Source organism: Acinetobacter sp. TWP2-2-3, assembly GCF_049896445.1.
Classification (GTDB): Bacteria; Pseudomonadota; Gammaproteobacteria; order Pseudomonadales; family Moraxellaceae; genus Acinetobacter.
The window spans coordinates 176,843-199,465 of the sequence record NZ_JAFCUI010000004.1; the positions used below are offsets into that span (position 1 = coordinate 176,843).

General features: G+C 43.3%; 25 protein-coding genes. 9 read left to right on the plus strand and 16 right to left on the minus strand.

The features are described from left to right. Positions 1-33: 33 nt before the first annotated feature. The 4 genes from yccS to ACP7AK_RS07860 form a co-directional block, all read right to left on the minus strand. Positions 34-2,217 carry a YccS family putative transporter gene (gene yccS / locus ACP7AK_RS07845; RefSeq protein WP_425879441.1) on the minus strand — a complete coding sequence of 728 codons (2,184 nt, stop codon included), beginning with the start codon at positions 2,215-2,217 and terminating at the stop codon, positions 34-36. Between the two features lie 129 nt (positions 2,218-2,346). Further along, positions 2,347-2,889 (minus strand): superoxide dismutase family protein, encoded by a 543-nt coding sequence (gene sodC, locus ACP7AK_RS07850; protein ID WP_004732359.1) that lies wholly within the window; start codon positions 2,887-2,889, stop codon positions 2,347-2,349. A gap of 122 nt (positions 2,890-3,011) precedes the next feature. After that, positions 3,012-4,142, minus strand: a complete 1,131-nt coding sequence (locus tag ACP7AK_RS07855; protein ID WP_224216247.1) for an AI-2E family transporter — start codon at positions 4,140-4,142, stop codon at positions 3,012-3,014. A gap of 128 nt (positions 4,143-4,270) precedes the next feature. After that, positions 4,271-4,915 (minus strand): ParA family protein, encoded by a 645-nt coding sequence (locus ACP7AK_RS07860; protein ID WP_004281566.1) that lies wholly within the window; start codon positions 4,913-4,915, stop codon positions 4,271-4,273. Positions 4,916-5,039: 124 nt separating this feature from the next. On the opposite strand from ACP7AK_RS07860, the gene ACP7AK_RS07865 reads away from it, so the two are divergent. Both ACP7AK_RS07865 and ACP7AK_RS07870 read left to right on the plus strand, forming a co-directional pair. After that, positions 5,040-5,507, plus strand: a complete 468-nt coding sequence (locus ACP7AK_RS07865; protein ID WP_425879444.1) for a Holliday junction resolvase-like protein — start codon at positions 5,040-5,042, stop codon at positions 5,505-5,507. 27 nt (positions 5,508-5,534) lie between these two features. Continuing rightward, positions 5,535-6,113 (plus strand): hypothetical protein, encoded by a 579-nt coding sequence (locus tag ACP7AK_RS07870; RefSeq protein WP_004732353.1) that lies wholly within the window; start codon positions 5,535-5,537, stop codon positions 6,111-6,113. A gap of 18 nt (positions 6,114-6,131) precedes the next feature. On the opposite strand, the gene ACP7AK_RS07875 is transcribed toward ACP7AK_RS07870, so the two are convergent. Beyond that, the gene (locus tag ACP7AK_RS07875; protein WP_004732352.1) at positions 6,132-6,761 is read right to left on the minus strand and encodes a class I SAM-dependent methyltransferase; all 630 of its coding nucleotides are present in this window, start codon (positions 6,759-6,761) and stop codon (positions 6,132-6,134) included. 191 nt (positions 6,762-6,952) lie between these two features. On the opposite strand from ACP7AK_RS07875, the gene ACP7AK_RS07880 reads away from it, so the two are divergent. Continuing rightward, positions 6,953-7,516, plus strand: a complete 564-nt coding sequence (locus tag ACP7AK_RS07880; RefSeq protein ID WP_005101258.1) for a hypothetical protein — start codon at positions 6,953-6,955, stop codon at positions 7,514-7,516. Positions 7,517-7,590: 74 nt separating this feature from the next. Here ACP7AK_RS07880 and ACP7AK_RS07885 read toward each other — a convergent pair whose 3' ends face one another. Next, entirely contained in the window at positions 7,591-7,923 is a 333-nt protein-coding gene (locus ACP7AK_RS07885; protein WP_005101257.1) for a HopJ type III effector protein, read from the minus strand. A gap of 175 nt (positions 7,924-8,098) precedes the next feature. Here ACP7AK_RS07885 and crcB point away from each other — a divergent pair, with 175 nt between their 5' ends. Continuing rightward, entirely contained in the window at positions 8,099-8,479 is a 381-nt protein-coding gene (crcB, locus tag ACP7AK_RS07890; protein ID WP_005101255.1) for a fluoride efflux transporter CrcB, read from the plus strand. A gap of 89 nt (positions 8,480-8,568) precedes the next feature. Here the strand turns inward: crcB and ACP7AK_RS07895 are convergent, their stop codons facing one another. After that, positions 8,569-8,820 carry a type B 50S ribosomal protein L31 gene (locus ACP7AK_RS07895; protein WP_004732342.1) on the minus strand — a complete coding sequence of 84 codons (252 nt, stop codon included), beginning with the start codon at positions 8,818-8,820 and terminating at the stop codon, positions 8,569-8,571. 96 nt (positions 8,821-8,916) lie between these two features. After that, complete coding sequence (locus tag ACP7AK_RS07900; protein WP_005248249.1) at positions 8,917-10,215, minus strand: ABC1 kinase family protein; 1,299 nt, start codon at positions 10,213-10,215, stop codon at positions 8,917-8,919. Positions 10,216-10,502: 287 nt separating this feature from the next. Here ACP7AK_RS07900 and ACP7AK_RS07905 point away from each other — a divergent pair, with 287 nt between their 5' ends. Then, positions 10,503-10,709: a DUF1737 domain-containing protein gene (locus tag ACP7AK_RS07905; RefSeq protein ID WP_004281552.1), complete on the plus strand. Its 207-nt coding sequence runs from the start codon at positions 10,503-10,505 to the stop codon at positions 10,707-10,709. Between the two features lie 42 nt (positions 10,710-10,751). Here ACP7AK_RS07905 and ACP7AK_RS07910 read toward each other — a convergent pair whose 3' ends face one another. Together ACP7AK_RS07910 and ACP7AK_RS07915 are read right to left on the minus strand one after the other, a co-directional pair. Next, positions 10,752-12,110 (minus strand): MATE family efflux transporter, encoded by a 1,359-nt coding sequence (locus tag ACP7AK_RS07910; RefSeq protein WP_085064902.1) that lies wholly within the window; start codon positions 12,108-12,110, stop codon positions 10,752-10,754. Positions 12,111-12,149: 39 nt separating this feature from the next. Then, on the minus strand, positions 12,150-12,608 hold the full coding sequence (locus ACP7AK_RS07915; protein ID WP_425879449.1) for a DMT family transporter: 459 nt from the start codon (positions 12,606-12,608) through the stop codon (positions 12,150-12,152). 126 nt (positions 12,609-12,734) lie between these two features. Here ACP7AK_RS07915 and hemW point away from each other — a divergent pair, with 126 nt between their 5' ends. From hemW to ACP7AK_RS07930, 3 genes are all read left to right on the plus strand, one after another. Continuing rightward, the gene (gene hemW / locus ACP7AK_RS07920; protein ID WP_425879451.1) at positions 12,735-13,889 is read left to right on the plus strand and encodes a radical SAM family heme chaperone HemW; all 1,155 of its coding nucleotides are present in this window, start codon (positions 12,735-12,737) and stop codon (positions 13,887-13,889) included. A 172-nt stretch (positions 13,890-14,061) separates the two neighbouring features. After that, positions 14,062-14,370 carry a hypothetical protein gene (locus tag ACP7AK_RS07925; protein ID WP_425879453.1) on the plus strand — a complete coding sequence of 103 codons (309 nt, stop codon included), beginning with the start codon at positions 14,062-14,064 and terminating at the stop codon, positions 14,368-14,370. Between the two features lie 41 nt (positions 14,371-14,411). Then, positions 14,412-15,011 carry an HNH endonuclease gene (locus ACP7AK_RS07930; protein WP_425879455.1) on the plus strand — a complete coding sequence of 200 codons (600 nt, stop codon included), beginning with the start codon at positions 14,412-14,414 and terminating at the stop codon, positions 15,009-15,011. An 80-nt stretch (positions 15,012-15,091) separates the two neighbouring features. Here the strand turns inward: ACP7AK_RS07930 and ACP7AK_RS07935 are convergent, their stop codons facing one another. From ACP7AK_RS07935 to hemF, 5 genes are all read right to left on the minus strand, one after another. After that, positions 15,092-15,301 (minus strand): cold-shock protein, encoded by a 210-nt coding sequence (locus ACP7AK_RS07935; RefSeq protein ID WP_004281542.1) that lies wholly within the window; start codon positions 15,299-15,301, stop codon positions 15,092-15,094. Between the two features lie 374 nt (positions 15,302-15,675). Continuing rightward, positions 15,676-17,499: an acyl-CoA dehydrogenase C-terminal domain-containing protein gene (locus ACP7AK_RS07940; protein WP_004281541.1), complete on the minus strand. Its 1,824-nt coding sequence runs from the start codon at positions 17,497-17,499 to the stop codon at positions 15,676-15,678. A gap of 398 nt (positions 17,500-17,897) precedes the next feature. Continuing rightward, complete coding sequence (gene aroE, locus ACP7AK_RS07945) at positions 17,898-18,686, minus strand: shikimate dehydrogenase (protein WP_425879458.1); 789 nt, start codon at positions 18,684-18,686, stop codon at positions 17,898-17,900. Between the two features lie 99 nt (positions 18,687-18,785). Then, positions 18,786-18,992, minus strand: coding sequence for a hypothetical protein (locus ACP7AK_RS07950; protein ID WP_004281539.1), 207 nt, complete (start codon positions 18,990-18,992; stop codon positions 18,786-18,788). 134 nt (positions 18,993-19,126) lie between these two features. After that, positions 19,127-20,083 carry an oxygen-dependent coproporphyrinogen oxidase gene (hemF, locus tag ACP7AK_RS07955; RefSeq protein ID WP_425879460.1) on the minus strand — a complete coding sequence of 319 codons (957 nt, stop codon included), beginning with the start codon at positions 20,081-20,083 and terminating at the stop codon, positions 19,127-19,129. A 238-nt stretch (positions 20,084-20,321) separates the two neighbouring features. Here hemF and hemN point away from each other — a divergent pair, with 238 nt between their 5' ends. Continuing rightward, a complete protein-coding gene (gene hemN, locus ACP7AK_RS07960; RefSeq protein ID WP_425879462.1) occupies positions 20,322-21,695 on the plus strand; it encodes an oxygen-independent coproporphyrinogen III oxidase in 1,374 nt (457 codons plus the stop codon). Positions 21,696-21,833: 138 nt separating this feature from the next. Here hemN and ribA read toward each other — a convergent pair whose 3' ends face one another. Further along, a complete protein-coding gene (ribA, locus tag ACP7AK_RS07965; protein ID WP_425879540.1) occupies positions 21,834-22,436 on the minus strand; it encodes a GTP cyclohydrolase II in 603 nt (200 codons plus the stop codon). Between the last annotated feature and the right edge of the window lie 187 nt (positions 22,437-22,623).

Sequence of the window (22,623 nt, forward strand, 5' to 3'; positions counted from 1 at the left end):
TTTTAATAAGTTATAACCAAGTAAGGCAGTTGGTTATTTAATCTCGGCATCTAATAATTCATGACGTAATTTTAGTAATTCCGGTAAGGTTTCCAACAATAAACTGATCTGTTTCAACACCAAAAGCAGATGTGCTGACTGGTTTTCCTGGGTACTTAAGCGTTGAATTTCTGCCAGTTTATGATCGATGTCGTAGGTATCTAAAGGCTGTTGTTGCAGCAATACCCCAGTTAAGGTTTGCTGGCACCAGTGCATTAAATCCAGAATTTGTGTATCAGTAACCTGCTCACGGTGACTCCCCAATGCTGCAATATAACTGAGCTGGCTATGACTATAGACCAGATAGCGAAAGGCACTTTTGACCAGTTGCGGATCTGGATTCGGTTCGGTACTCAGACTTGAAATCATGCTGGATAAATCAATCTGTGCATTGTGGGCCAGACGCCGTGCAGTCCGGTAAGCAATACTGTTATCTTTACCGTTTCGATATTGCTCGACCACTGCAGAAAAATAGTTCAGTGTTGCATGTGATGATTTTTTGATATTGCTGGAAATATTACGAAAATTCCAGTCAGGCCAGATCCAGCTTACTGCCATCCAGGCAATCAGACAGCCTATGAGGGTATCAATGATACGCGGTAAGATAATGGCGTAACCGGCACCTTTCAGGTTGAAGATCAGGAGTACCATCAAGGTCGCCATGAGGGTTGCCATGGCATATTTTTTGGAACGCAGATAGAAAAAACCGACACCAAAAATCACTGTCAGCAGCAATTGTCCTTCGACACTTGGCACAAAATACAGAATGGGGACACCCAGCATGACCCCTAATAATGTTCCCAGGGTCCGCAATTTGAGCCGGCTTTTGGTGGCAAAATAACTGATCTGACAGACAAACAGGCTGGTCAGTAAAATCCAGTAGCCATTTTTCGCAAAGGGTAATAATGAAATGGCATAGCCGACTAGAAATACAATGGCAATCCGCACCGCATGCCGAAAGAGTGCCGATTGTGGACTTAAGTGCGGTTTGAGTTTCAGCCAGAGATCTGTGCTATCGCGAATATCATCATCAAACAGACTCAGGTCATCAAAATGCTGCTGATAGCGTGGCTTATACAGCGCCTGTTGATCATGCAGGTGTTGTAACTGCTCATATACACTCAGCAGATTGGCCAAAATAAGCTGTAAATTTTTAACTTCAATATTTTGTGGGTGTTGAGCAATCCAGTCCTGCATCGACTCCTGTAAATGTTTTAATGCCAGTTCATCATCTGTAGACAGGTAAAATTTCTCATTGCGCAGTACACATTCTGCCAAATGCTGACAGGCAAGGGCTTGCAGACGGATATTTTTCTGAATCCGGAAAATCAGGTCAGTGCGGCTAAAATGCTGTTCGATCTGTTCATAATGCAGATAATTCGCGGTGGCCTGTTCATGAATATCCTGCATCAAAAAATACAGATTCAGCCAGTAAATGGTATTACGATTGGCACGCGAAGCTTTGAGTCGGGTCAATAGCGAATCTTTGCTGCGGTTAAAACTCTGAATGACTAAAGTATTTTTAAGTGACAACTCATAGAGCAGGTTTTCAACATTCGGATGCTGGTCCGGATCAAACAGTTTGGCTTTACTTAGCAGTAAATCCGACATGTGCTGCAAGCTTTGTGCGAGATTTTCCTGAACCTGCAAAGTAGGACGCAGCAGAAAAAACAGAATAGACGTCAGGCCGTACCATAGCGCCCCAATGACAAAATAAAGTGGCTGTTCATACCAGTGCTGATATTCGCCCAGGCCGAACATGGTATAGATTGACAGTAAAATGGTGCCAAATGAAATTGTGGCATAACGTTGGCCTAAGGCACCCATTAGAATAAATAGCGCACTCGACAGTGATAGCCACAGTGCAAACCAGAATTTATGCGGAGCAAGAAATTCCAGAATGCTGCTGACACTAAAAAACAGAATGAGGACGAGTAACAGGTTGCGCAAACGCAGGCTTAGCCGGTCATCAAAATCAGTCAGTGCCGTGGCAATTGCCCCTAACGTTACTGGAACGATCAAGAAGTCATAACCCAGAAATTTCAGACCGAAAGTGGTACCTAAAAACACCAGCAGGATCTGCAGGCAATAAGTCATCAGCGCACTGGACTGAAAGGGCAGCAGGACAGGTTTTATAATTTTAACAAAAGTAGCAGTCGCAGGTCGGGCAGCATTCACAAGGACAGGATCCGGAAAGTAAAAACGCAAAGTTCTGAATGCAATTTAGACGCCAAAATAAAAGAAAAATCCATGAAAAAAACGAGCATAGTGCCCGTTTTTTCTATTTAGTCATTGGCATGAAGGTGTTTAGATCACCCCACAGGCAATACGTTCACCGCCGCCGCCCAAGGGTAATGGGTTGTCGGAATAGTTATCGCCACCGGCATGAACCATAATCGCACGACCCTGAACATCAGCCAATTTCAGACGTGGCGCAAGCAGGGTCACACGTGCAGTTCCGTCAGTATTGACTTTCAATGCGGGTAAATCACCTAAGTGACCGGTCACTGGCGTACCGTGATGCGGTGCCTGATTTGGATTGTAATGGCTACCTGCAGCCAGTGCTGCGCCCATCTTGCCGTCTTTCATGGCAGGCGCGCATGAACCATTTTCATGAATATGGAAACCGCGTTCACCCGCAGGAAGTTGTTTCAGGTTGGTACGAATAACCAGACCGGCTGGGCTGTCACTGAGTAATACGGTCCCAATCTCTTGGCCCACACCTTGAGCAGTTACAGCATTCACAGTCACTGCTCTGACCACTTCATTTGATGGGGAGGTTGATGCACAACCGGTAAAAAGTGCGGCGCTTAACGCGCAAAGTGTCGTAATTTTAAACAATGAAGACATGATTTTGGCATCCTGATCTTTATTCTGTTTTGTGGATTCATTTAAACAGAGCAAGATCAGAAGCTCTATATAGAATCAGTACTTAAATGTTTTGTTTTGTTTAAGTCGATTCTATCTATGCTTTAAGGTGCCTTGGGCGGTGTGTCTTGTGTTTCCGGATCAATCTCATGTGCCATAGTGGCTTTAGGCATCATTAAAGGTTCATTCAGATTACTTTCATGTAACCATTCACGCCAGATTGCAAGCAATACAGCCAGAATCACCGGGCCAATAAACACCCCGACCAGACCAAAACTGGCAATACCACCCAAGACTCCAAACATGATCAGCAGGAAAGGAATCTGGGTTGCGCCAGAAATCACCAATGGGCGAATGACGTTATCGGCAGTACTGACAATACAGACGCCCCAGACCATGACCCCAATGGCTTCAATGGTTTGTCCTTGTGAAAACAGCCATAGCGCCACCGCACTATAGGCGAGAGGTGGGCCAAAGGGAATCAGGGCAAAAATAAAGGTCACAATGGTTAAAACCATCGGATTCGGCACACCTGCAACAAAATAGCTCAGACCAGCCAATAAGGATTGTGCAATTGCGGTCAAACCGACGCCATATACTACGGCACGTGTAGTCGCAGAAATGGTGGAAAAATAATGATGTACACGTGGACCGACCACCATTTCAAAGGCTTTACGCACCTGATTTAAAATGGTCTGACCATCACGGTAGAAGAAAAACAGCGAAAGTATCGCAAAACATAATTTAAAGATGTTTTTACTAACTTCATTCAACACCACTTTGCCGTAATTCAGATGGCCTTGAATCCAGGTCGATACCGACAGTGCAATACTCTGCGGATCAGTGTTAATTTCATTTAAGGTTCGGGTAATTTCCTTGCCGACAATCGGAAGCCCGCGAATAAAATCAGGGACATTCAGGTGACCGGAAAAGACCTGTCGCTGCAATTCAAAATACAGGTTACGACCTTCGTGCTGCAGCATGAAAATGGCGAAAATAAACGGCAGACCAAAGACCAGAATCACGGCCAAGATCATTACGGTTGCACTTAATGTCGGTCGATTGCCGCATAGGCGTAACACCGATTGATACAAGGGCCAAGTCATATAGGCAATAATGGCTGCCCAAACTACAGGAATGATGAAATACTTGAGTATATGAAAACTCAAAAAAATCAGGATAAAGAACAATCCAAATAATAAGACTTTTTGTAATGTAGGCGCGTACTGTTGCACTGAATTTAATGACTCATTTTTTAGGTCGTGTTCAGGCATATTAACTGAAAAAAAAGCGATCGAAAATGATAGCTAGCCAAGTAGCGAGATTATTTTCCCAAAGCTATACCACGATTCAGAGGATTGACTCAAAACCACTGACTCGGATCATCAATAATGGCATTCAGTACCGGTTGCCATTGAGCCTGCAGTTCCCGGTAGATTTTCTGAGGTTTATCAAAGACTGAAAGGCCTTCCATAGCCAGTCGGCTATAAGGGGCACGTTCCGAAATCCAGGCCACTGGCTGCTGGTCGATCTTGTCAAAAAACTGCTGTATGTCCTGATTGCTGGCTGCATTTGCTTTGGTGCGATTGGCCAAAAGTAAAATTTCAACCTTGCCCTTACGGATGCGTTTGATGTCCTGCAAATGTTTGAGAAAACGGCGGGTCGAATCGATATCAAAAAATGAAGGCTGGATTGGGATAATAATCGCATGTGCTTCACTGATCAGCTGTTCGGCATGATCATCGGTCAAAGCACCTGGTGCATCAATAATCAGATATTCGATCTGCTTCGGTGCATCACCAATGGACTTACTGTTGCGCCAGTCCAGACTCTGGATCTGTGCTGCCTGTGCCGGACGATGCTTGAGCCATTGCAATGTTGATTTCTGGTTGTCGGCATCGGCCAATGCTACCTTATAACCTTTTTGTGCGAGTGCTGACGCTAAACTAATGGCTGTCATGGTTTTACCACAACCGCCTTTCTGATTCGCAACTAAAATTGTTTTCATGACTCAAGGTGATTTTATTCTGTTCCGGCCTAGCATATCATTCTTTTCAAGTATGCAAATGGCCGAAGTCCTCAACTTCAGTCGAATGCGATACTATAAAAATCAGGCAAATTAGGAAGATTGAATGTCCATATGGATGGCCATGCTGATTGGCGCATGTATCGGGGTGGTATTAACCACTATTATTTTAAGTCAGACGCGTAATGGACGGATCAAAGCCGAATATGAGCAGTATATTGCCGAGCTGGAACTGGAGCATCAGCAGTCCCTCATTGCCGCGCAAAAACGCAGCGTGAATACCAGCCGTGCAGTCCTCAAAGGAAAAATGGCGGAACAGCTCGCGCCGATCATGCCGGAATTTCAATATCTGCCGAGTGATGCCAAGTTTCTGGGCGATCCGGTGGATTATATAGTCTTTGATGGCTATACCGATTTTCGTGATGGCGAAGGCGACGCTGAAGATATTGAAGTGGTCTTGATTGACATTAAAAGTGGCGGAGCACGTCTGACCAAAGGCCAGCAAGCCATTGCCCGTGCGGTTCAGGAAGGGCGGGTACGTTTTGAAACCATTCGGATTGATTTTCAGGATTGACCAAAATCCAGTGAAGAATAAAAAATTATGCAAAAATTACTGATCACTGCGCTGCTGTTTATGCTTGGACTTTGGGTCTGGAATGAGTTTTTTCGTGCCATTCCGCATCTGCAAGAAAAAGGCGTACTTAAAAACTTTAAAGTAGAACCCGTTAAGCGCATTTCCGCGACTTATATTGTGCATGATCACCGTTTCGTAAAACCTGATCGTCGGGTGCTGCATCAGGCCAGCCCTGTGGTGGGGCATTTTAATGATCTGGCCTATCTGAGTAATATTGATGTGCTGTTGCTGACTCAACCGCTGCCCGCTATACAGGCAAAACTGGAGTTTGATGAAGCAAAACGCTGCTATCAGCTCGAAGGACAAACCAATAAAGCGGAGCGTGACTTCGTCAATACGCATGTACAGTATTTTAGTCTGATTGCTGCCACTGAAAAAATTGCCGATCAGATTCGCCGGCTAAAATCGGGGCAGAAAATCACGCTCACTGGTGATCTGGTGACAGTTCATTCAGGCACGACTGGACAAGAATTCCGGGTCGGGACGGGCTCTGAATATCGTGCTCATTGTCAGTTGCTGCAAGTAACCCACCTTCAGCCACACTAAATATAAGATGGTCGTAAATTAGCTTCCTAGTTTACGAACACGTGCTAACAACATACGTTGGCCAATCTTGGGTATACCTTCCGCATCTACATAATTTAAAGTTTCTATTTCAAAACCGGTTTCCAGCAAGGCGGTCTCAATATCCCGATTCAGATGACAGCCATCTGCGACTTTCTTTTGAATGGGAGTGAGTAAATGTTGTAGACGCTGAATATTTAAATTTTGTCGATTCAGAACATGTTCGACCACATGTAAAGTCCCACCCGGTTGTAGCACACGATAAATTTCCTGCAGGCTCTGTTCCAGCTCTGCAATACTACAAAGCGTCCAGGTAGATACAATATTTTCCAGACTATTTTCGGCAAAAGGTAAAGCTTCTGCACTGGCCTGAATATGTTCGACCTGAAAAGCGGCCTGTTGAATTCGTGATTCTGCCAGTTTGAAGATCGTCGGGTTTGGTTCTAGTGCATAGACCTTATCAACCGATTGATAAAAAGGCAGATTCAGGCCGGTACCAAAACCAATTTCCAGTACTTCACCGGAAATATCCAAAAGTAGTTCACGACGCAAGTCCATCAAGGATGGCGTTTGCATCACTTGATTCAGCAGATGCGGAAAGATATGTTGTTGATAAAGTTTATACAGCATTTGAGTTATTTTAATTTGATGGAAATACGTTCTAGCTTAACTGAAAAATAAAATGACAGGCATATATCGAGCTGACTAAATACGTGCAGTTTGTTACCAAGTTCAACTGTTTATTCATTAAAAAATCCGTAAGATCAAGGAAGATATCCTTAAAACGTTTGATCAACTTGATTAGGATTAGATTAAAAATTATGCTCAAATACTTTAAACATTATGCTTTGCTGGCCAGCCTGTTGCTGCCTATTTCGGGCTATAGCTCGGTCGACCACAATATTGCCAAAGGTTTGCCTCCTGTCGTTAAAGGCCAGTCAATTTCGGTCTTGCAGCCCTTTAAAGGTGATTTCCGTATTCTGGGTTCCAAGGTTTATAGTTCTGACCCGCAAGCCAAATTCTCTCCGATTGATTATGCTGTCAGTTGGGGGCTGTTTGCCGAACCTGAAATTGCTCGACATATCACGGTCAATCAATATGACCGCTATTTGAACTGGAAAATGGATCGGGTGCCAGTGCCGGTAGAACAAGCCAAGCAGATGGTGTCCAATATGCATATCATTCCCGCTAACCCTGAAATTGCTAAGGCAATTAAAAAGGTAAAGCGTGGCGATCTGGTGCGTATGCAAGGGGAACTGGTTGAAGTGCGTGACAAAGATCTGGTCTGGAAATCGTCTTTAACTCCGACCGATACGGGTGATGGTGCTTGTGAGGTCTTCCGCGTCAGTTCCATTAAATGGATCGAAAAAGTCGGTAAAAGCTAAAACATACTTCATGCACGCTTCTGAGTTGCAGATAAAAAACCGCTCCTTTGAGCGGTTTTTTATCTGCCTAGTACTTACTTCGCAGTTAAAGCCTGACCTTCAAAGGCAATTCCATCCCAGCCATTGAGCATAAACTGGCGGATATTCTGATGATCAGTCGCCTCTGGCGTCGCCAGTACAGAAGCATAATGCTCAGCAAACAGGCTTAAGGTCTGTGCCTGATCCAGACCATTTAATTGTGCAAAAGAAAAGACTTTGGCGCTGCCCTGGTTTTCTGTGGCCGCATTATTCTGCTGGCCATTTTTAAATGCAGTCGGTGTATGCGTATAACGCGATTCGATATAAGTAATCACATCTGCAAATTTTGCTTCGCCTGCTGCCAACTGGGCCAATAAATCCTGTGCCATGCTGTTTTTCCTGTGCCATTCATGAAAATTGGATGCAATAAATATAGCAATTTTCTTGCGAAGTTCCATGGTATTTCATTGATTTTCGGTTCAAGATAACAGTGAAAATTATCCATGATGAATATGAAACTTTGGATAAAATAAACTTGATCAATAAATAGAACAGGAAAAAAATATGGGCTGGCTTTGGGTGGCAATGGGTGGGGCAATCGGTGCCAGTCTGCGTTATGCAGCCGGACTTTGGCTGTTCAAACCACAAATGCAATTTCCTTGGCCCACCTGGTGGATCAATATTCTGGGCTGTTTATGTGCCGGGATTTTTTTTGCCTGTAGCCAAAAGTATCCAGTACTCCAACAAGAAGCTCGTCTGTTTTTAATGGTGGGAATTCTCGGTGGTTTTACCACATTTTCCAGTTTCGGTCTGGAAAGCTTTTTGTTATTCAAGCAAGGTGCTATGGGCCTAGCGCTGTTATATGCATTATCCAGCTTAATTGTCGGCATTATTGTTCTGGCGCTGGGCTTTTATTTAACTTCAATCGTATTGGCACAGAGTTAAAATAAGCGCATAAAAAAGTCAGGAAATTGGAGGTCATTTCCTGACATAAACCACGATTTAAATCTTAAGATAACTGAGGGTTTTCGGTTTTAGCCCCGTTTAAAGCGGCCAAAACGTTTGTTAAAGCTTGCCACACGTCCTTCATTGCTGGTCTGACGTTGCTCACCCGTATAGAAAGGATGTGATGCACTCGAAATATCTAGTGTTACATAAGGATATGTTTTACCTTGATATTCTTTAGTTTGGCTCGAGTTCATCGTGCTGCCAATCACGAAATAGGCATCGGCATTGGTATCATGGAATAACACTTCACGATACTCGGGATGGATATCTGAACGCATATCTAACTTCCTCATGATTCTTGATTAAATGTTATAATGTAACATTTGATATTTCAAGTAATCTAGGGTTACAGCGTGTAAGCCTATCGTCTCAACTTAGCTTCGACTCGGTACCAGTTCTTCAAATACATCACTTAAATCATCATGTACTTTGAGATGAATCAGGTTCCAGTATTGTCCTGAAATTGTGCGATTCACCATCAAGGTATCAGGAGAGGGCTTAAATACATCCCAATATTTCAACGAAGGTTTCAGCAACTCCATCCCATCATGATGCGCTGAGTTTTCGGCAAAATCATAGTCAGTGACCAGAGGACGCATGAGCACTTCCAGCCACTGTTCATATAATTCTTTCGGGAATTTTCCAGTTTCAGTCAAGGAATGCAGCGCATCCAGCTGTTGCTCGATCACGGGAATATTCTTCTCGCGTGCAGCATGGATCAGTTCCCTAAAATGTCCAATCACTTCAGTCGATAAGGTTTTGACGCCACCATAGTCATAAACAATCACAGAGCCATCTTCACGAAATGCAAAGTTGCCTGGATGCGGGTCACAGTGAAAGCGTTTCAGATAAAAAATTTCCTGACCAATGGCGCGGAAGAGGCGGCGGCCTAAAGCATTTCGGGTTTCGAGTGGCCAAGTGCTGGCAGTTTCGATACTTTCACCAAGCTCTTGGCTTAAGGTCAAAATATGTCGCGATGAATACTCATGAAACACTTTCGGAATCACAATTTTATTGTCCAGAGGCTCATGGAAGGCACGGGCGATTTCCAGATTCTGGGCTTCAATTTCATAGTTCAGCTCATTGTCCAGACTGTGCTGAATTTCTTTAAATAATTGATCTTGAAGTTTACGGTCAATCTTTAAGACGCCCATCATGCGCAGTGCCAGACGAACTTGTTTCAGGTCGCTTTCGCAGGCTTCATCCACACCAGGATATTGTACTTTGACCACAACTTGCTGGCCATTCGGTAGGGTGGCTTTATGCACCTGACCAATCGAGGCCGCGGCAAATGGCTGCTCATCAAACTGCTGGAAAAGTTGCTGTAAAGGTTTACCCAATTCTTTTTCCACTTGTGCCTGAATTTCTTTAAACGGCATCGGTGGCGCCTGACGCTGTAACTTGGCAATGGCTTTAGCGACTTCGGGCGGGAAAACATCTTTATATTGAGAGGCGATCTGGCCAACTTTCATGACTGCGCCTTTCATTTCCCCCAAGGTATCCGCAATCTGCACACCAATATCCTGAAATAATTTACTGCGCGCAGTGTTTTTCTGCTCGTCATCGGCAGTTAAATTTTTAATGGAATTGGAGAGGGTTTTACCTGCAATACTTGCGGTCATTCCGGCAAGTTTCATAAAGCGACGACCGGGTGTGCTAGCCGTTTTTGCCATGCGAGATTCCTTGAAACCAACTATGAATGGATGTATTTGATCATAGGTGACAACGGTTCAATTGCCTAGATTTAATTGTAGAGGTTGTGTTGTGATTTCCTTCAGCTTCTCCATGTTTAATGCATCATCTTTGATTTGTTAAAAGATTTATCTTTATTGCTTGCGTTTAAACTATAAGAATATGCCGGAATCCGTCATCGTTTTAGATAAGACCGAGTACTAATTCTGAATGTTGTTTTATAGCTAAAAGCTTAGAATAAACAGAGTATAGTAATGAAGAAAATTCAATGAAAGTCTATCGATATTTTACCGGGAAAGATGATGTACATTTTTGTGCGCGGGTGACCCGTGCCTTAAATGAAGGTTATGAGCTATATGGTTCACCCACCATGACTTTTAATGGTACGGATGTAATTGTGGGGCAGGTGGTGATTAAAGATGTAGTGGATGAATCTGAGATTCCACAAGGATTAAAAAATGCGCTGGATCTTTAATCTCAGCGCATTTTCTAGCTTAAATTAATCAAATAAAAGTGTTTAGTTGTTTAGACTTAAGCGTTTATTATTGCCATATAAACGGCCCAATAAAAGTATACAAGCTACGCTGAGGCCTACAATCAGGCCAACCCAGACACCGGCGGCGCCCATGTCGGTAAAGCGGGACAAATACACCCCGACCGGGAAGGCGATGACCCAGTAAGCCAGCATGGTAATCCACATTGGCCCCTTGGTATCCTGCATGCCGCGCAGACAACCTGCCGCACTGATCTGCCAGGCATCCATCAGCTGATAGGCAATGGCAAACAGAATCAGATACACCGCAATTTGGGTCACGATCAGATCTGAGGTGTAGAGTGCTACGATTTCATTGCGGAAAACCCAAAGCAGAATCATGGTCAGGATCGCCAGAATAGTGGCAGTAATCAGGCCGAGATATTGTACTTTACGCATGGCTTGCCAGTTCTGTTCACCATAGTAGGTGCCAACCCGAATGGTCAGGGCAATCGCCAGTGACATGGGAATCATGAACAGTTGTGAAGTGACAGAAATAGCAATCTGATGGGCAGCGACAATGGTCTCACCCAAAGGACTCAGCACAATTGCAGCAGTACTGAAAATACTGACCTCAAAAAAAATTGCCAATCCGATTGGAAAGCCAAGCTGTAAGATGCGCTTCATCCATTCCGGGTTGATTTTTTCCCAATGGGTAAAAGGCTGGGTACGTTGATAGGCCTTATTTTTAAAGATATACAACGCGAGGGTGATGACCATTAGCCACTGTAAAATCGCCGTGGCAAACCCACAGCCTGCACTGCCTAGGGCCGGAACAGGGCCAATACCATACATAAAGATATAGTTCAGCGGAACTAGCAAGACCAGCGCCAATAAACTAATCACGGTCACCGGACGCGGATTTCCAATCGCTTCAGAATAGCCGCGTAAGGCCGCATACATGGTTACCGCTGGCATACCAAAACCAATCGCATGCAGAAATAAACCGGCTTTAGGTTGTAAGCTTTCCGGTACACCTAAAAGTGGCAAAGTGGCCGGCAAGAGTTGCAAAATCAAGCCGGCAATTACCCCAAGAATCAGGGCAACCCAAAGCGATTGACGTGCAATGGTGGCAATTTTTTCAGGTGTGCGTGCGCCATTGGCCTCAGCAACCAAAGGCGTCGTGGCAATCATAATGCCACTAAACAGCAGCATCACCGGAATCCAGAGTCCTACTCCGACGGCAATCGCGGCAAGATCGGTAGCAGACAGGTGACCGGCCATAATGGTATCAATCAGACCCAGACCAGCCTGAGAAAATTGGGTCACCAGAATGGGTAACATCAGATGAAACAGTTTTTTTAATTCAAAACCAAAGGTTGTGACTGGTGAAACATTCGACACAAAAATTACTCATCGTGATCATGTGCTTAAATAGAAGGTTTAGCGTTGTAAAGTGAGAAGCACACCAATAAAAATTACCACGCCGCCTAAAAGACGTTGCCAGTTAACCGGCATTTTTTCATTACCCAATAACCCCAGATGATCGACCAGCATCGACATCACCATCTGACCAAAAATAATGAGACCGCTAAGAACCAGAAAGCCAAGTTTGGGTGCTGCATAAATGCTCATACTAATCGCGTATACACCCACGATTCCCCCTAGCCATAAATACCAGGGAACACTCATCAATTCCTGTAAACCGGGTTTGGGATTGGACTGAAAAAGTACGATTACGGCGAGCACTATTGTACCAATCAAAAAGGAAAAAAATGCAGCTTGAATAGGAGAATATAAATATTCTTTCAGTTGTATATTAATTGCAGTCTGGAGTGTCAATAAAACACCGATTGCAAAAACCAAAGGAAGTAAAATAATAAGTTGAGAAGATATTTTCATAATTTTAACTGACTAATTCTATTTAAATTTTTAGACATATCACACGATCAAATTTAATTTTAGCAGTGTTGCCGCCTAGTCATGTTAAAATTCGGCTATATCTTGTAATCGTTTTTGAGTAGTTCTTTGGCTGAATTGAATCCTGCTGCTGTCCCTTTGTCCTTATATATTCATATGCCTTGGTGTGTGCGCAAATGTCCTTATTGTGACTTCAATTCGCATGCGGTTCCGGATGGTCAGCTATCACTGGAATTGGAACAGGAATATTTACGAGCACTGGTGGAAGACTTTAAAACTCAGGTCGATTTTGCCCAAGGCCGGCAGATTCACAGTGTCTTTATTGGTGGGGGGACGCCGTCACTGATTTCTGCCCCAGGCTATCAATGGTTATTTGATCAGCTCAAAGCCGTTATTCCCTTTGCCGAAGGCTGTGAGATTACGCTGGAAGCCAATCCCGGTACGGTCGAACATGATCCGTTTGCCGGTTATTTGCAGGCCGGCATTAATCGTTTGTCAATTGGGGTGCAGAGTTTTAATACCGAGCATCTCAAGCGTTTGGGACGGATTCACAGCAATGAAGATGCGATTTCTGCCATTGGGCTGGCACGTGAAGCTGGCTTTCAGCGCATTAACGTCGACTTGATGCATGGTTTACCGGAACAGACTTTAGAACAGGCTTTACATGATTTAAAACTGGCGGTAGAACAGGGTGCTACGCATATTTCCTGGTATCAGTTGACGATTGAACCCAATACGGTATTTTTCCGGACTCAACCGATTTTGCCTGTCGATGAAGTATTGGAAGATATTCAGGAGCAGGGTGAGCTTTATTTAAAAGCCCAGGGTTTTGTCAACTATGAAGTTTCGGCTTGGCGTAAAGAACTGCCTTCAGCGCATAATCTGAATTACTGGCAGTTTGGTGATTATCTGGCAATTGGCGCCGGAGCACATGGCAAAGTCACTCAGCCGGATGGCGTGTATCGGTTCCAGAAAACCCGTCTACCTAAGGACTACTTAGCCAAAGTACCTGCAGAACATGTGCAGTTTAAGCGCATTGAAGATGCCGACCTGTCTTTTGAATTTATGATGAATGCCTTACGTTTAAATCAGGGTGTGGAAGCCAAACTCTATGCTGAACGTACCGGTTTGAGTCTAGATACTTTAGATGAGTTACTGAGTTCTTTACGTGATAGAAAATTAATGGTCGATGATCAAGATCGGCTTTCATGTACCGAGCAGGGGCATATCTTTTTAAATTCGGTACTGGAAGAATTTCTTTAATTATTTAATTTCCCCATTGTTCTAAAAGAAACCCTAATAGGATTCTATTGGGTTTTTTTATTGCCTTAAATAAAATGCCTAAATTCTGATTGACGCTTTCTTAGAGAGAAGTTTTCTGAGAATATTCAAAGATTAAATTAAATGAATATTATAATTTCTAGAGGGTGGGCAGGTGGATACATTATGGGATTTTCAACAGCTGGATTTAACTAATACCCGATTCTTTATTTTTGATAGTAAAAGTGATCATCTGGTTTATAAAGATCGGGACTTTAAAGAATATCATTGGGATCAGTCTAAATATAATCGAGTCAGGGAAGGGGATTTCTTTTTATATCGACGACCGCAAAAAGCCTCTGAAATTAAAAATCAATTCTATCTTTATGGTGCAGGCCGTATAGCCAAGATTATTGCACCTACTGTACTGCCATTCCTCAAAATCATCAAAAACGCCGAACCAAACCGGTCTTTGCGAAAGTGATCGATGGTATACGTTTTATAGATCCTATTCTGCAGTCCGATTTGGAAGATTTTCAATGGACTTTTAAACCACGCGGAAATACTTGGGAACATTTTTTTCAACAATATAGCATGAATGAGATCACGGCAGATGATTTTTGGCGATTACTTAAATTAGCAGGAATAGGCGAAAAACAGGATGCTTTGTTAGATACGCATTTACGTCAAGAAATCCTCGATTATAGTGTTGAAGATCAATATGCCAATGTAAAAGTTCGCGGTTCGCCACACCAGCAATTTGCTTTACAAGTTAAACTTAATTATCAATATCAATGTGCGATCTCTGGTATTAAGACCAAAGCCTTTTTAGTGGCTTCTCATATCGTACCTTGGTCTGAAAATCAGGTACATAGAAAAAATCCGCGTAATGGAATTTGTTTATCTTCTTTATTGGATCAAGCTTTTGATCAAGGATTTATCACGCTAGATAAAGGGCTTAAAGTGTGTCTTGCGAATCAAGCCAAGCAAGATGCGAGTTTATACGCCTATTTAAAACCCTATCACGGTAAACGAATCGACGTACCAAAACGTTTTGCACCTGATCCGGTATTTTTAGCCTGGCATAGAGCACACCGGTTTTTAGATCAACCCAATAATCTTTAAAAACTAGCGCTGAATGAAAGAAATTACAGGCACAAAAAAAGCACTCTAAGAGTGCTTTTTTTTAATATCTTGCGTCTAAATTATAGAGCAACGATATTTACAGCTGTAGGGCCTTTTTGACCTTGAGCTACGCTGAAAGAAACCTTTTGACCTTCAACTAAAGTTTTGAAACCTGAACCAGTGATTTCGCTGAAATGAGCAAAAACGTCTGGACCTGATTCTTGTTGAATGAAACCGAAACCTTTAGTTTCGTTGAACCATTTTACTGTACCGTTAACTGTATTAGACATAATATAACCTATTGAATCGTATGAATTTATAGCCAAAATTTCAGATGACTAACTGTAACTTTGAAAAATAAAAAGGATGGAGCTTTTTGATCTGTAATACGAAGGTTTATGACTAAAACTGCGATACTTAAAAGAAGACTAACCAAAACAAGAATTTTTCTAGTTGGGATTATCATACCGCTTATTTTGAGATATACAAGCGTTTTATTTGGCTAATTTATTAGGATGTTGAAAAATATAAAATTAAATTTGTATATTTTCTATCCAGAAAGGTTTTTTAAGTTGAAGAAGGGCATCTACATCAATAAAAAGAGCGCCGAAGCGCCCTTTTCAAGTCAATTTACAGCTTAGTAATCGAAGCTAAAGTGTTCTGGTTAGTAATCGAAGCTAAAGTGTTCTGGCGCGAGTGCCGTCATGGTTTTAGACGGATTCACCATCGCTTCTGCATGACCTTGGGTACGTGGCAGGATACGTTCAAAGTAGAAATCAGCAGTTTTGATTTTTGCTTTATAGAACTCTGGTACTTCCGCACCATCGCCAGAAGCCAGTTTGGCTGAAGCGACTGCGGCTTGTTGTGCCCAGAAGTACGCCATCATCACATAACCGGAGAACATCAGGAAATCGACTGATGCAGAAGAAACGATGTCGCGGTCCTTACGTGCAGCCAGCATGATACGCACAGTTAGTGCATTCCACTGTGCACAGAGCTTGGTTAAATCCCAGGCAAAGCGGCGCATATATTTATTACGTGCATGCTGACCGCAGAATTTCAGGATTTCAGCAGTGTAATCACGAATCACTTTGCCTTTCGAGGTCAACAGCACTTTACGACCAATCAGATCCAGTGCCTGAACGCCTGTTGTGCCTTCATACAAGGTAGAAATACGTGAGTCACGTACGATCTGTTCCATGCCCCATTCTTTGATATAGCCGTGTCCACCGAAGACTTGCATACCGTGATTTGATGCCTCATAACCCATTTCGGTCAGGAAGCCTTTCAGGATTGGAGTATAGAACCCAAGATGGTCATCATGCTGTTCAAATGCTGCAGTATCGCCACGCAGCAAAGCATCATTCATGTTGTCGGCAATTTTTGCTGCATGATAAATCATGGCACGGCCACCTTCAGCAATGGCTTTTTGCGTCAATAGCATACGGCGGACATCAGCATGGTGAATGATCGCATCCGCTACTTTTTCCGGATCTTTTTTGCCAGACAGGGCGCGCATTGACATACGCTCTTTGGCATACGGTAAAGCACCCTGGAATGACAATTCAGCATGACAAATACCCTGAATCGCAGTACCAATACGCGCCGTGTTCATAAAGGTGAACATAGCGTGCAAGCCTTTATTCGGTTCGCCAATCAGGTAGCCAGTCGCATTGTCAAAATTCAGTACAGCCGTTGCTGAAGCGCGAATCCCCATTTTGTGTTCAATCGAACCGCAGTTCACTGGATTACGCTCGCCGATCCCGCCATCTGCAGCAGCAATAAATTTCGGTACGATAAACAGAGAAATCCCTTTGGTACCTTGCGGTGCATCCGGAAGGCGTGCCAGTACGATATGTACGATATTTTCAGTCAGGTCGTGCTCACCTGCGGAAATAAAGATTTTGGTGCCTGAAATGGCATAGCTGCCATCTTCTTTCGGCTCTGCTTTGGTCTTAACTTGACCCAAGTCAGTACCACATTGCGGCTCAGTCAGACACATGGTGCCCGCCCAAGTTCCTGCAACTAAGTGAGGCAGATACGTGTTTTTCTGCTCATCGGTACCATATTGCATGATAGTGTTGATACAACCCACACTTAAACCCGGATACATCTGGAATGACCAGTTTGCAGTCCCCATCATTTCCGATTTGATCAGGTTTAAAGACATTGGCAGGTTTTGGCCACCAAATTCTTCAGGATAAGACAGACCTTGCCAGCCACCTTGTACGAACTGGTCGTAAGCTTCTTTAAAGCCTTTCGGTGTTTTTACTTCGCCATTTTCAAAATGACAGCCTTCTTCATCACCGCTTTGATTCAACGGCGACAGTACATTTTCACAGAAATCTGCAGCGCCTTCTAAGATCATATCTACCGTGTCGGCATCGGCATATTCACCATTCGACAAATTCTGGTAGTGCGCAGGGTAGTCAAGCACTTCATTCATAAGGAAGCGAATGTCGTGTAAAGGGGCTTTATATGCTGGCATGCGTTTAATCCTGATTGAAATTAGTTTTGGATTATCTGTATCGATTCTTTGATTATTCACATTCGGGATAAAAAAACATTGATGAATTCAGTGAATAAAAATGTCAGAAAAGCTAATCGATTTTTAAGACTAATGAATGAAATCATCGAATTTCATCATTAGGTGTTTACATTACAGGAAGATTAAAAACTTGTTATATCAATGGAATTTAATGAGTTAAAAGGTGATTTGTCCAGTATATTTTTGTATGAATTGTGCTCGGATTCAGGTGGCAAAATAACTCATTTTAAAATGTCATTAAAACCAATCCATGGTTTTTCAGCTTATAAAAAGTAGTAGGAGGGAAGTAAAGGGTTGCAGTTGCAACCCGAACTGAACTCATTAGAGAGATAGGGGTTTTAAAGAAACTCTTTTAAATCCGGTTTGATACCATTCCAGATGTAAAAAGATTCAATTGCTTGACCGACCAGCATGCCAAAACCTTCAGATGTCGGTACACCGCGTGCCTTGGCTTGATCCAGAAAGGAAGAAGGTTTGCCATAGGCCATTTCATAGGCCCGTTTAAACTGTAGCGTTTCCGGTAAAACCAGGGCATCACCGCTGAGACTGGCAGAAGTGGCATTAATCATCAAATCAAATTCACCGGCTAAAGTGTCTAGTGAAATCGCCTGTAATTCGACTTGCGGTACGGCATTCTGAAGATCAGCGACCAGTTGTTCCGCCCGTGCCAAGGTACGATTGGCGATCACGATTTTTTTCGCACCTGCCTGGGCTAGGGGATAAATTACACCACGCGTGGCACCGCCTGCACCAATAATTAAAATATCTGTATTTTCCAGTGGCCAATCTAGTGCTCGAATTGCTTCAACCAGTCCCTGACCATCGGTATTGTCGCCATGCAGGACACCATTTTCCATCCATAAAGTATTCACTGCTTTGGCAATTTTGGCCCGTTCACTTAGCACCTGACATTGGGTAAAAGCCTGTTCTTTAAAGGGTACGGTGACATTCATGCCGCTACCACCCTGGCCAAAGAATTCCTGAATATCGGCTTTGAAACCATCCAGTGGCGCCAGACGTTTACTATAATTCAGGTCGACACCAGTTTTGGCTGCAAAGGCGTGGTGCAATTCTGGAGAACGTGATTGTTCAATCGGGTTACCAATCACGGCAAATTGTTTGCTCATTTCACAATGTCCATGTGCGGAAATGGCCATCAATATACGTGAAAAAGCGCAGGGACTAAAGCTTGCGCGATTTTAAATTGCTGCTAAGTTATCAGGTTTTTAGGAACTACAAATATCCATAATATGTTCCGCAAACATCAGCGCCATACTGAGAACAACCCCAAACCCAGTCAGGATACTCACCAGAATAGCGGCACCATCCAGAATCAGATTATGACTCAAAATTGCAGTACTCATCGCGCTGATGGCGAGAGCCAGAAAAAGCCAAAAGGCCAACACAGGTAGATTTAATTGAAGATTATGCATTGTTATTCTCACTAGACATCAAATGGAATATGATCGATGTAGCGATAGGGTGCCGCGATCAAATCAGGTATTTCTATGCAGCAGTATAGAGGATATATCTATTAAAACAGCCCTCTATTTGAGGGCTGTTTGTATCATTTCATTGCATTGAATTTTAATTCTGTTAACCAGTCATGTGGTTTCAGGTAGTAATCTGTTAAACGTTTTTCCGGTGAGCCTTCATCCCATTCAGGACGATAAGACCATCCGGTAAGCGGGGGCAGGCTGACCAGAATCGATTCAATCCGGCCACCAGTCTGCAAGCCAAACAGGGTGCCGCGGTCATAAACCAGATTGTATTCCACATAACGGCCGCGACGGTATAACTGAAACTCGCGTTGTGCTTCGGTATAAGGCTTATCCTGATTGCGTTGGAAAATCGGCAGAATGGCTTCTAAGTAACCATTGCCTACAGCCTGTATATACTGGAAACAGGTTTCAAAATCCCATTGATTTAGGTCGTCAAAAAACAAGCCGCCAACGCCTCGCTGTTCATCACGATGTTTTAGATAAAAATAATTATCACACCATTGTTTATGTTCAGAATAAACTTCTTCGCCAAATGGCACACACAGATCATGCGCCGTTTGATGCCAGGACAATACATCTTCATCATTCGGATAAAATGGGGTCAGGTCAAAACCACCACCAAACCACCAGATCGGATCTTGGCCTTCTTTTTCTGCCACAAATAAACGCACGTTGGCATGCGAAGTCGGTATATTCGGGTTTTTTGGATGGATGACCAGTGATACCCCCATCGCTTGCGCTTTGGCACCGGCAATATTGGGATGGCGTTCGGTCGCAGAAGCAGGTAGCTTGGAAATGTTGATGTGAGAGAACATTACCCCACCTTTTTCAATCACCGTACCATTTTGCAAAACACGTGAACGGCCACCACCACCTTCTGGACGCTCCCAGTCATCGATGATAAATTCGGCCGTACCGCCGCCAGCACGTTCCTGCTGTTCTAATGCTGCACAAATCCGTGCCTGCAAGTCGAGGAGAAATTCACGAACGTGTTGAATATCCGTAGATGTAGGATGCTGCATCAGAGCCCTCGTAGGGAAATAAAAAACTAACGACATCAAAGCATAAAATCAGTCAAAGATTAAGGTCTAATTTGGTGATGCAATTCATCAACCCAGACATTACATTCCACTATTCATAAGCAGAATGCATCATTAAATCCGACTAAATGGCTAGGTTGAATTCTTTTTTCAAGCTTAGCACAATAACTCACAAGCGCTCATTGGCTTGAGCATTTCTCGACGGTAATAGGTGGGTCTCATGTCGGTACAGGTCAATTCCCTGATTCAAAAATACAATGTTCCCGGGCCACGCTATACCAGTTATCCCACTGTTCCATATTGGGAAGAGCAGAATTTCTCACTGGAACAATGGAAGCAAACGCTAAAAAAGTCTTTTGCAGAATCCAATCAAAACGAAGGCATTAGTCTGTATATCCATTTACCATTTTGCGAAAGCCTGTGTACCTTTTGTGGTTGCCATAAGAGAGTCACAAAAAAACATGAAATGGAACAGCCTTATATTCAGGCGGTATTAAAAGAATGGGATTTATATTGTGAGCTATTACAAGAAAAGCCCATCATTAAAGAGATTCATTTGGGCGGGGGGACGCCGACCTTTTTTTCAATGGCGCATCTCGCTCAACTGATTCAAGGCATTCTGGCCAAAGCTGACATAGCGCCTGTACATGAATTCAGTTTTGAAGGCCATCCTAACAATACCACACGTGAGCATTTGCAAGGATTGTATGATCTGGGTTTTCGTCGGGTCAGTTATGGGGTGCAGGATTATAATGAAACCGTGCAAAAGGCGATTCACCGGATTCAGCCTTATGAAAATGTTAAACAGGTGACCGAATGGGCACGTGAAATTGGCTATGAGTCAATTTCCCATGATCTGGTCTTTGGTCTGCCATTTCAGAGTCTGGATGATGTTTTAAATACTATTGAACAAACCAATTCGCTCTTGCCGGACCGTCTGGCTTTATATAGCTATGCACATGTGCCCTGGATTAAAGGTAATGGTCAGCGCGGTTTTAAAGATGCCGATGTGCCCAAAGATGCGATCAAACGGGAATGCTATGAAGAAGGTAAAAAGAAGTTACTCGCGCATGGTTATCATGAAATTGGCATGGATCACTTTGCTTTAGAAAAAGATGCGATGTACCAGTCCTTTCAAGCTGGAACATTGCACCGCAATTTTATGGGATATACCGCCTCTAAAACCCAGGTGATGATTGGACTCGGGATTTCTTCGATCAGCGATAGCTGGTACAGCTTTGCCCAGAATGTGAAAACCATTGAAGAATATTATGAATGCCTGGCGCGCAATGAAATTCCGGTATTTAAAGGACATGTCTTAAATCAGGAAGATTTGATCATCCGGCAACATATTCTAAATTTGATGTGCAGCTTTAGCACCTCATGGGAAAATTCCGAGATGCTTTTCCCTGAAATTGATGAGGTTTTGGAACAGCTTGAGGAAATGGCACAGGATGGTTTGATTCAATTTTCAGACTCGTCAGTCACGATTCTGGAGAAAGGGAAACCATTTGTACGCAATATTTGTATGGCTTTTGATTTACGTTTAAAACGACGGATGCCTGAGAACCGGATTTTTTCCATGACGATTTAATCTTCCCCTAACTCCATTTTTAAGAAAAAGAGGGAAAGCCTCCCTGAGCAAGACTTAAGTATGGCTTTAAGTCGAAGCGCAAGAAAGGGAGGTTTGGAGGGATTAAGTTAAAATAAGGTGGGACGGGGGTTAAAAATATTAAAAATCTTCTTTCTGATAAAGATGTGCCATGCGTTCGTGCTTGGTCTTAAGATATTGTTCATTAAAAGGATTTAAGCCTACAGTCAAAGGCACACGATCGACCACATTAATCCCTTGGGCTTTTAAAGCCTCGATTTTGGAAGGATTGTTGGTCACAAGACGTACTGCTTTGACCTGTAAATGATCCAGCATAATGCTGCACATATCATATTGGCGTGCATCTGCTGGCAAGTTCAGCATGAGATTGGCATCGACCGTGTCATGTCCCTGATCTTGCAGGGCATAAGCGCGAATTTTATTGGTCAGGCCAATGCCACGACCTTCCTGACGCAAATACAGAATGACCCCGCGGCCCAATTCATTGATCAGTTTTAAAGTCGCTTGCAATTGCGGGCCACAGTCGCATTTGAGTGAAGCAAAGGCATCACCGGTTAAACATTCAGAATGCACACGCACCACTACAGGCTCATCTGATACTTCTTCAAGTCCTTTGGAAAGTGCGACATGTTCTTCACCGGTCTTAGGGTCTTGAAATACAGTAATTTTAAATTCACCGTGAGCGGTAGGTAATCTTGACGTTGCGACAAATTCGATTGGCACAGCTGAACCCGTTAAATCCTGAAATTGGCTAAAGTATAGCGTAATGCTTGAACATTGGTAGAATTGCAAAGTCGAAATTCTGCAATAGATTTTCTTTTTTGTAGAAAGCGAACGATAATAGTTGATAAATAGTAAGATTATTCAGGATAATCGTAGGCTGCAATTTTTCACCCCGACGAGATCATTG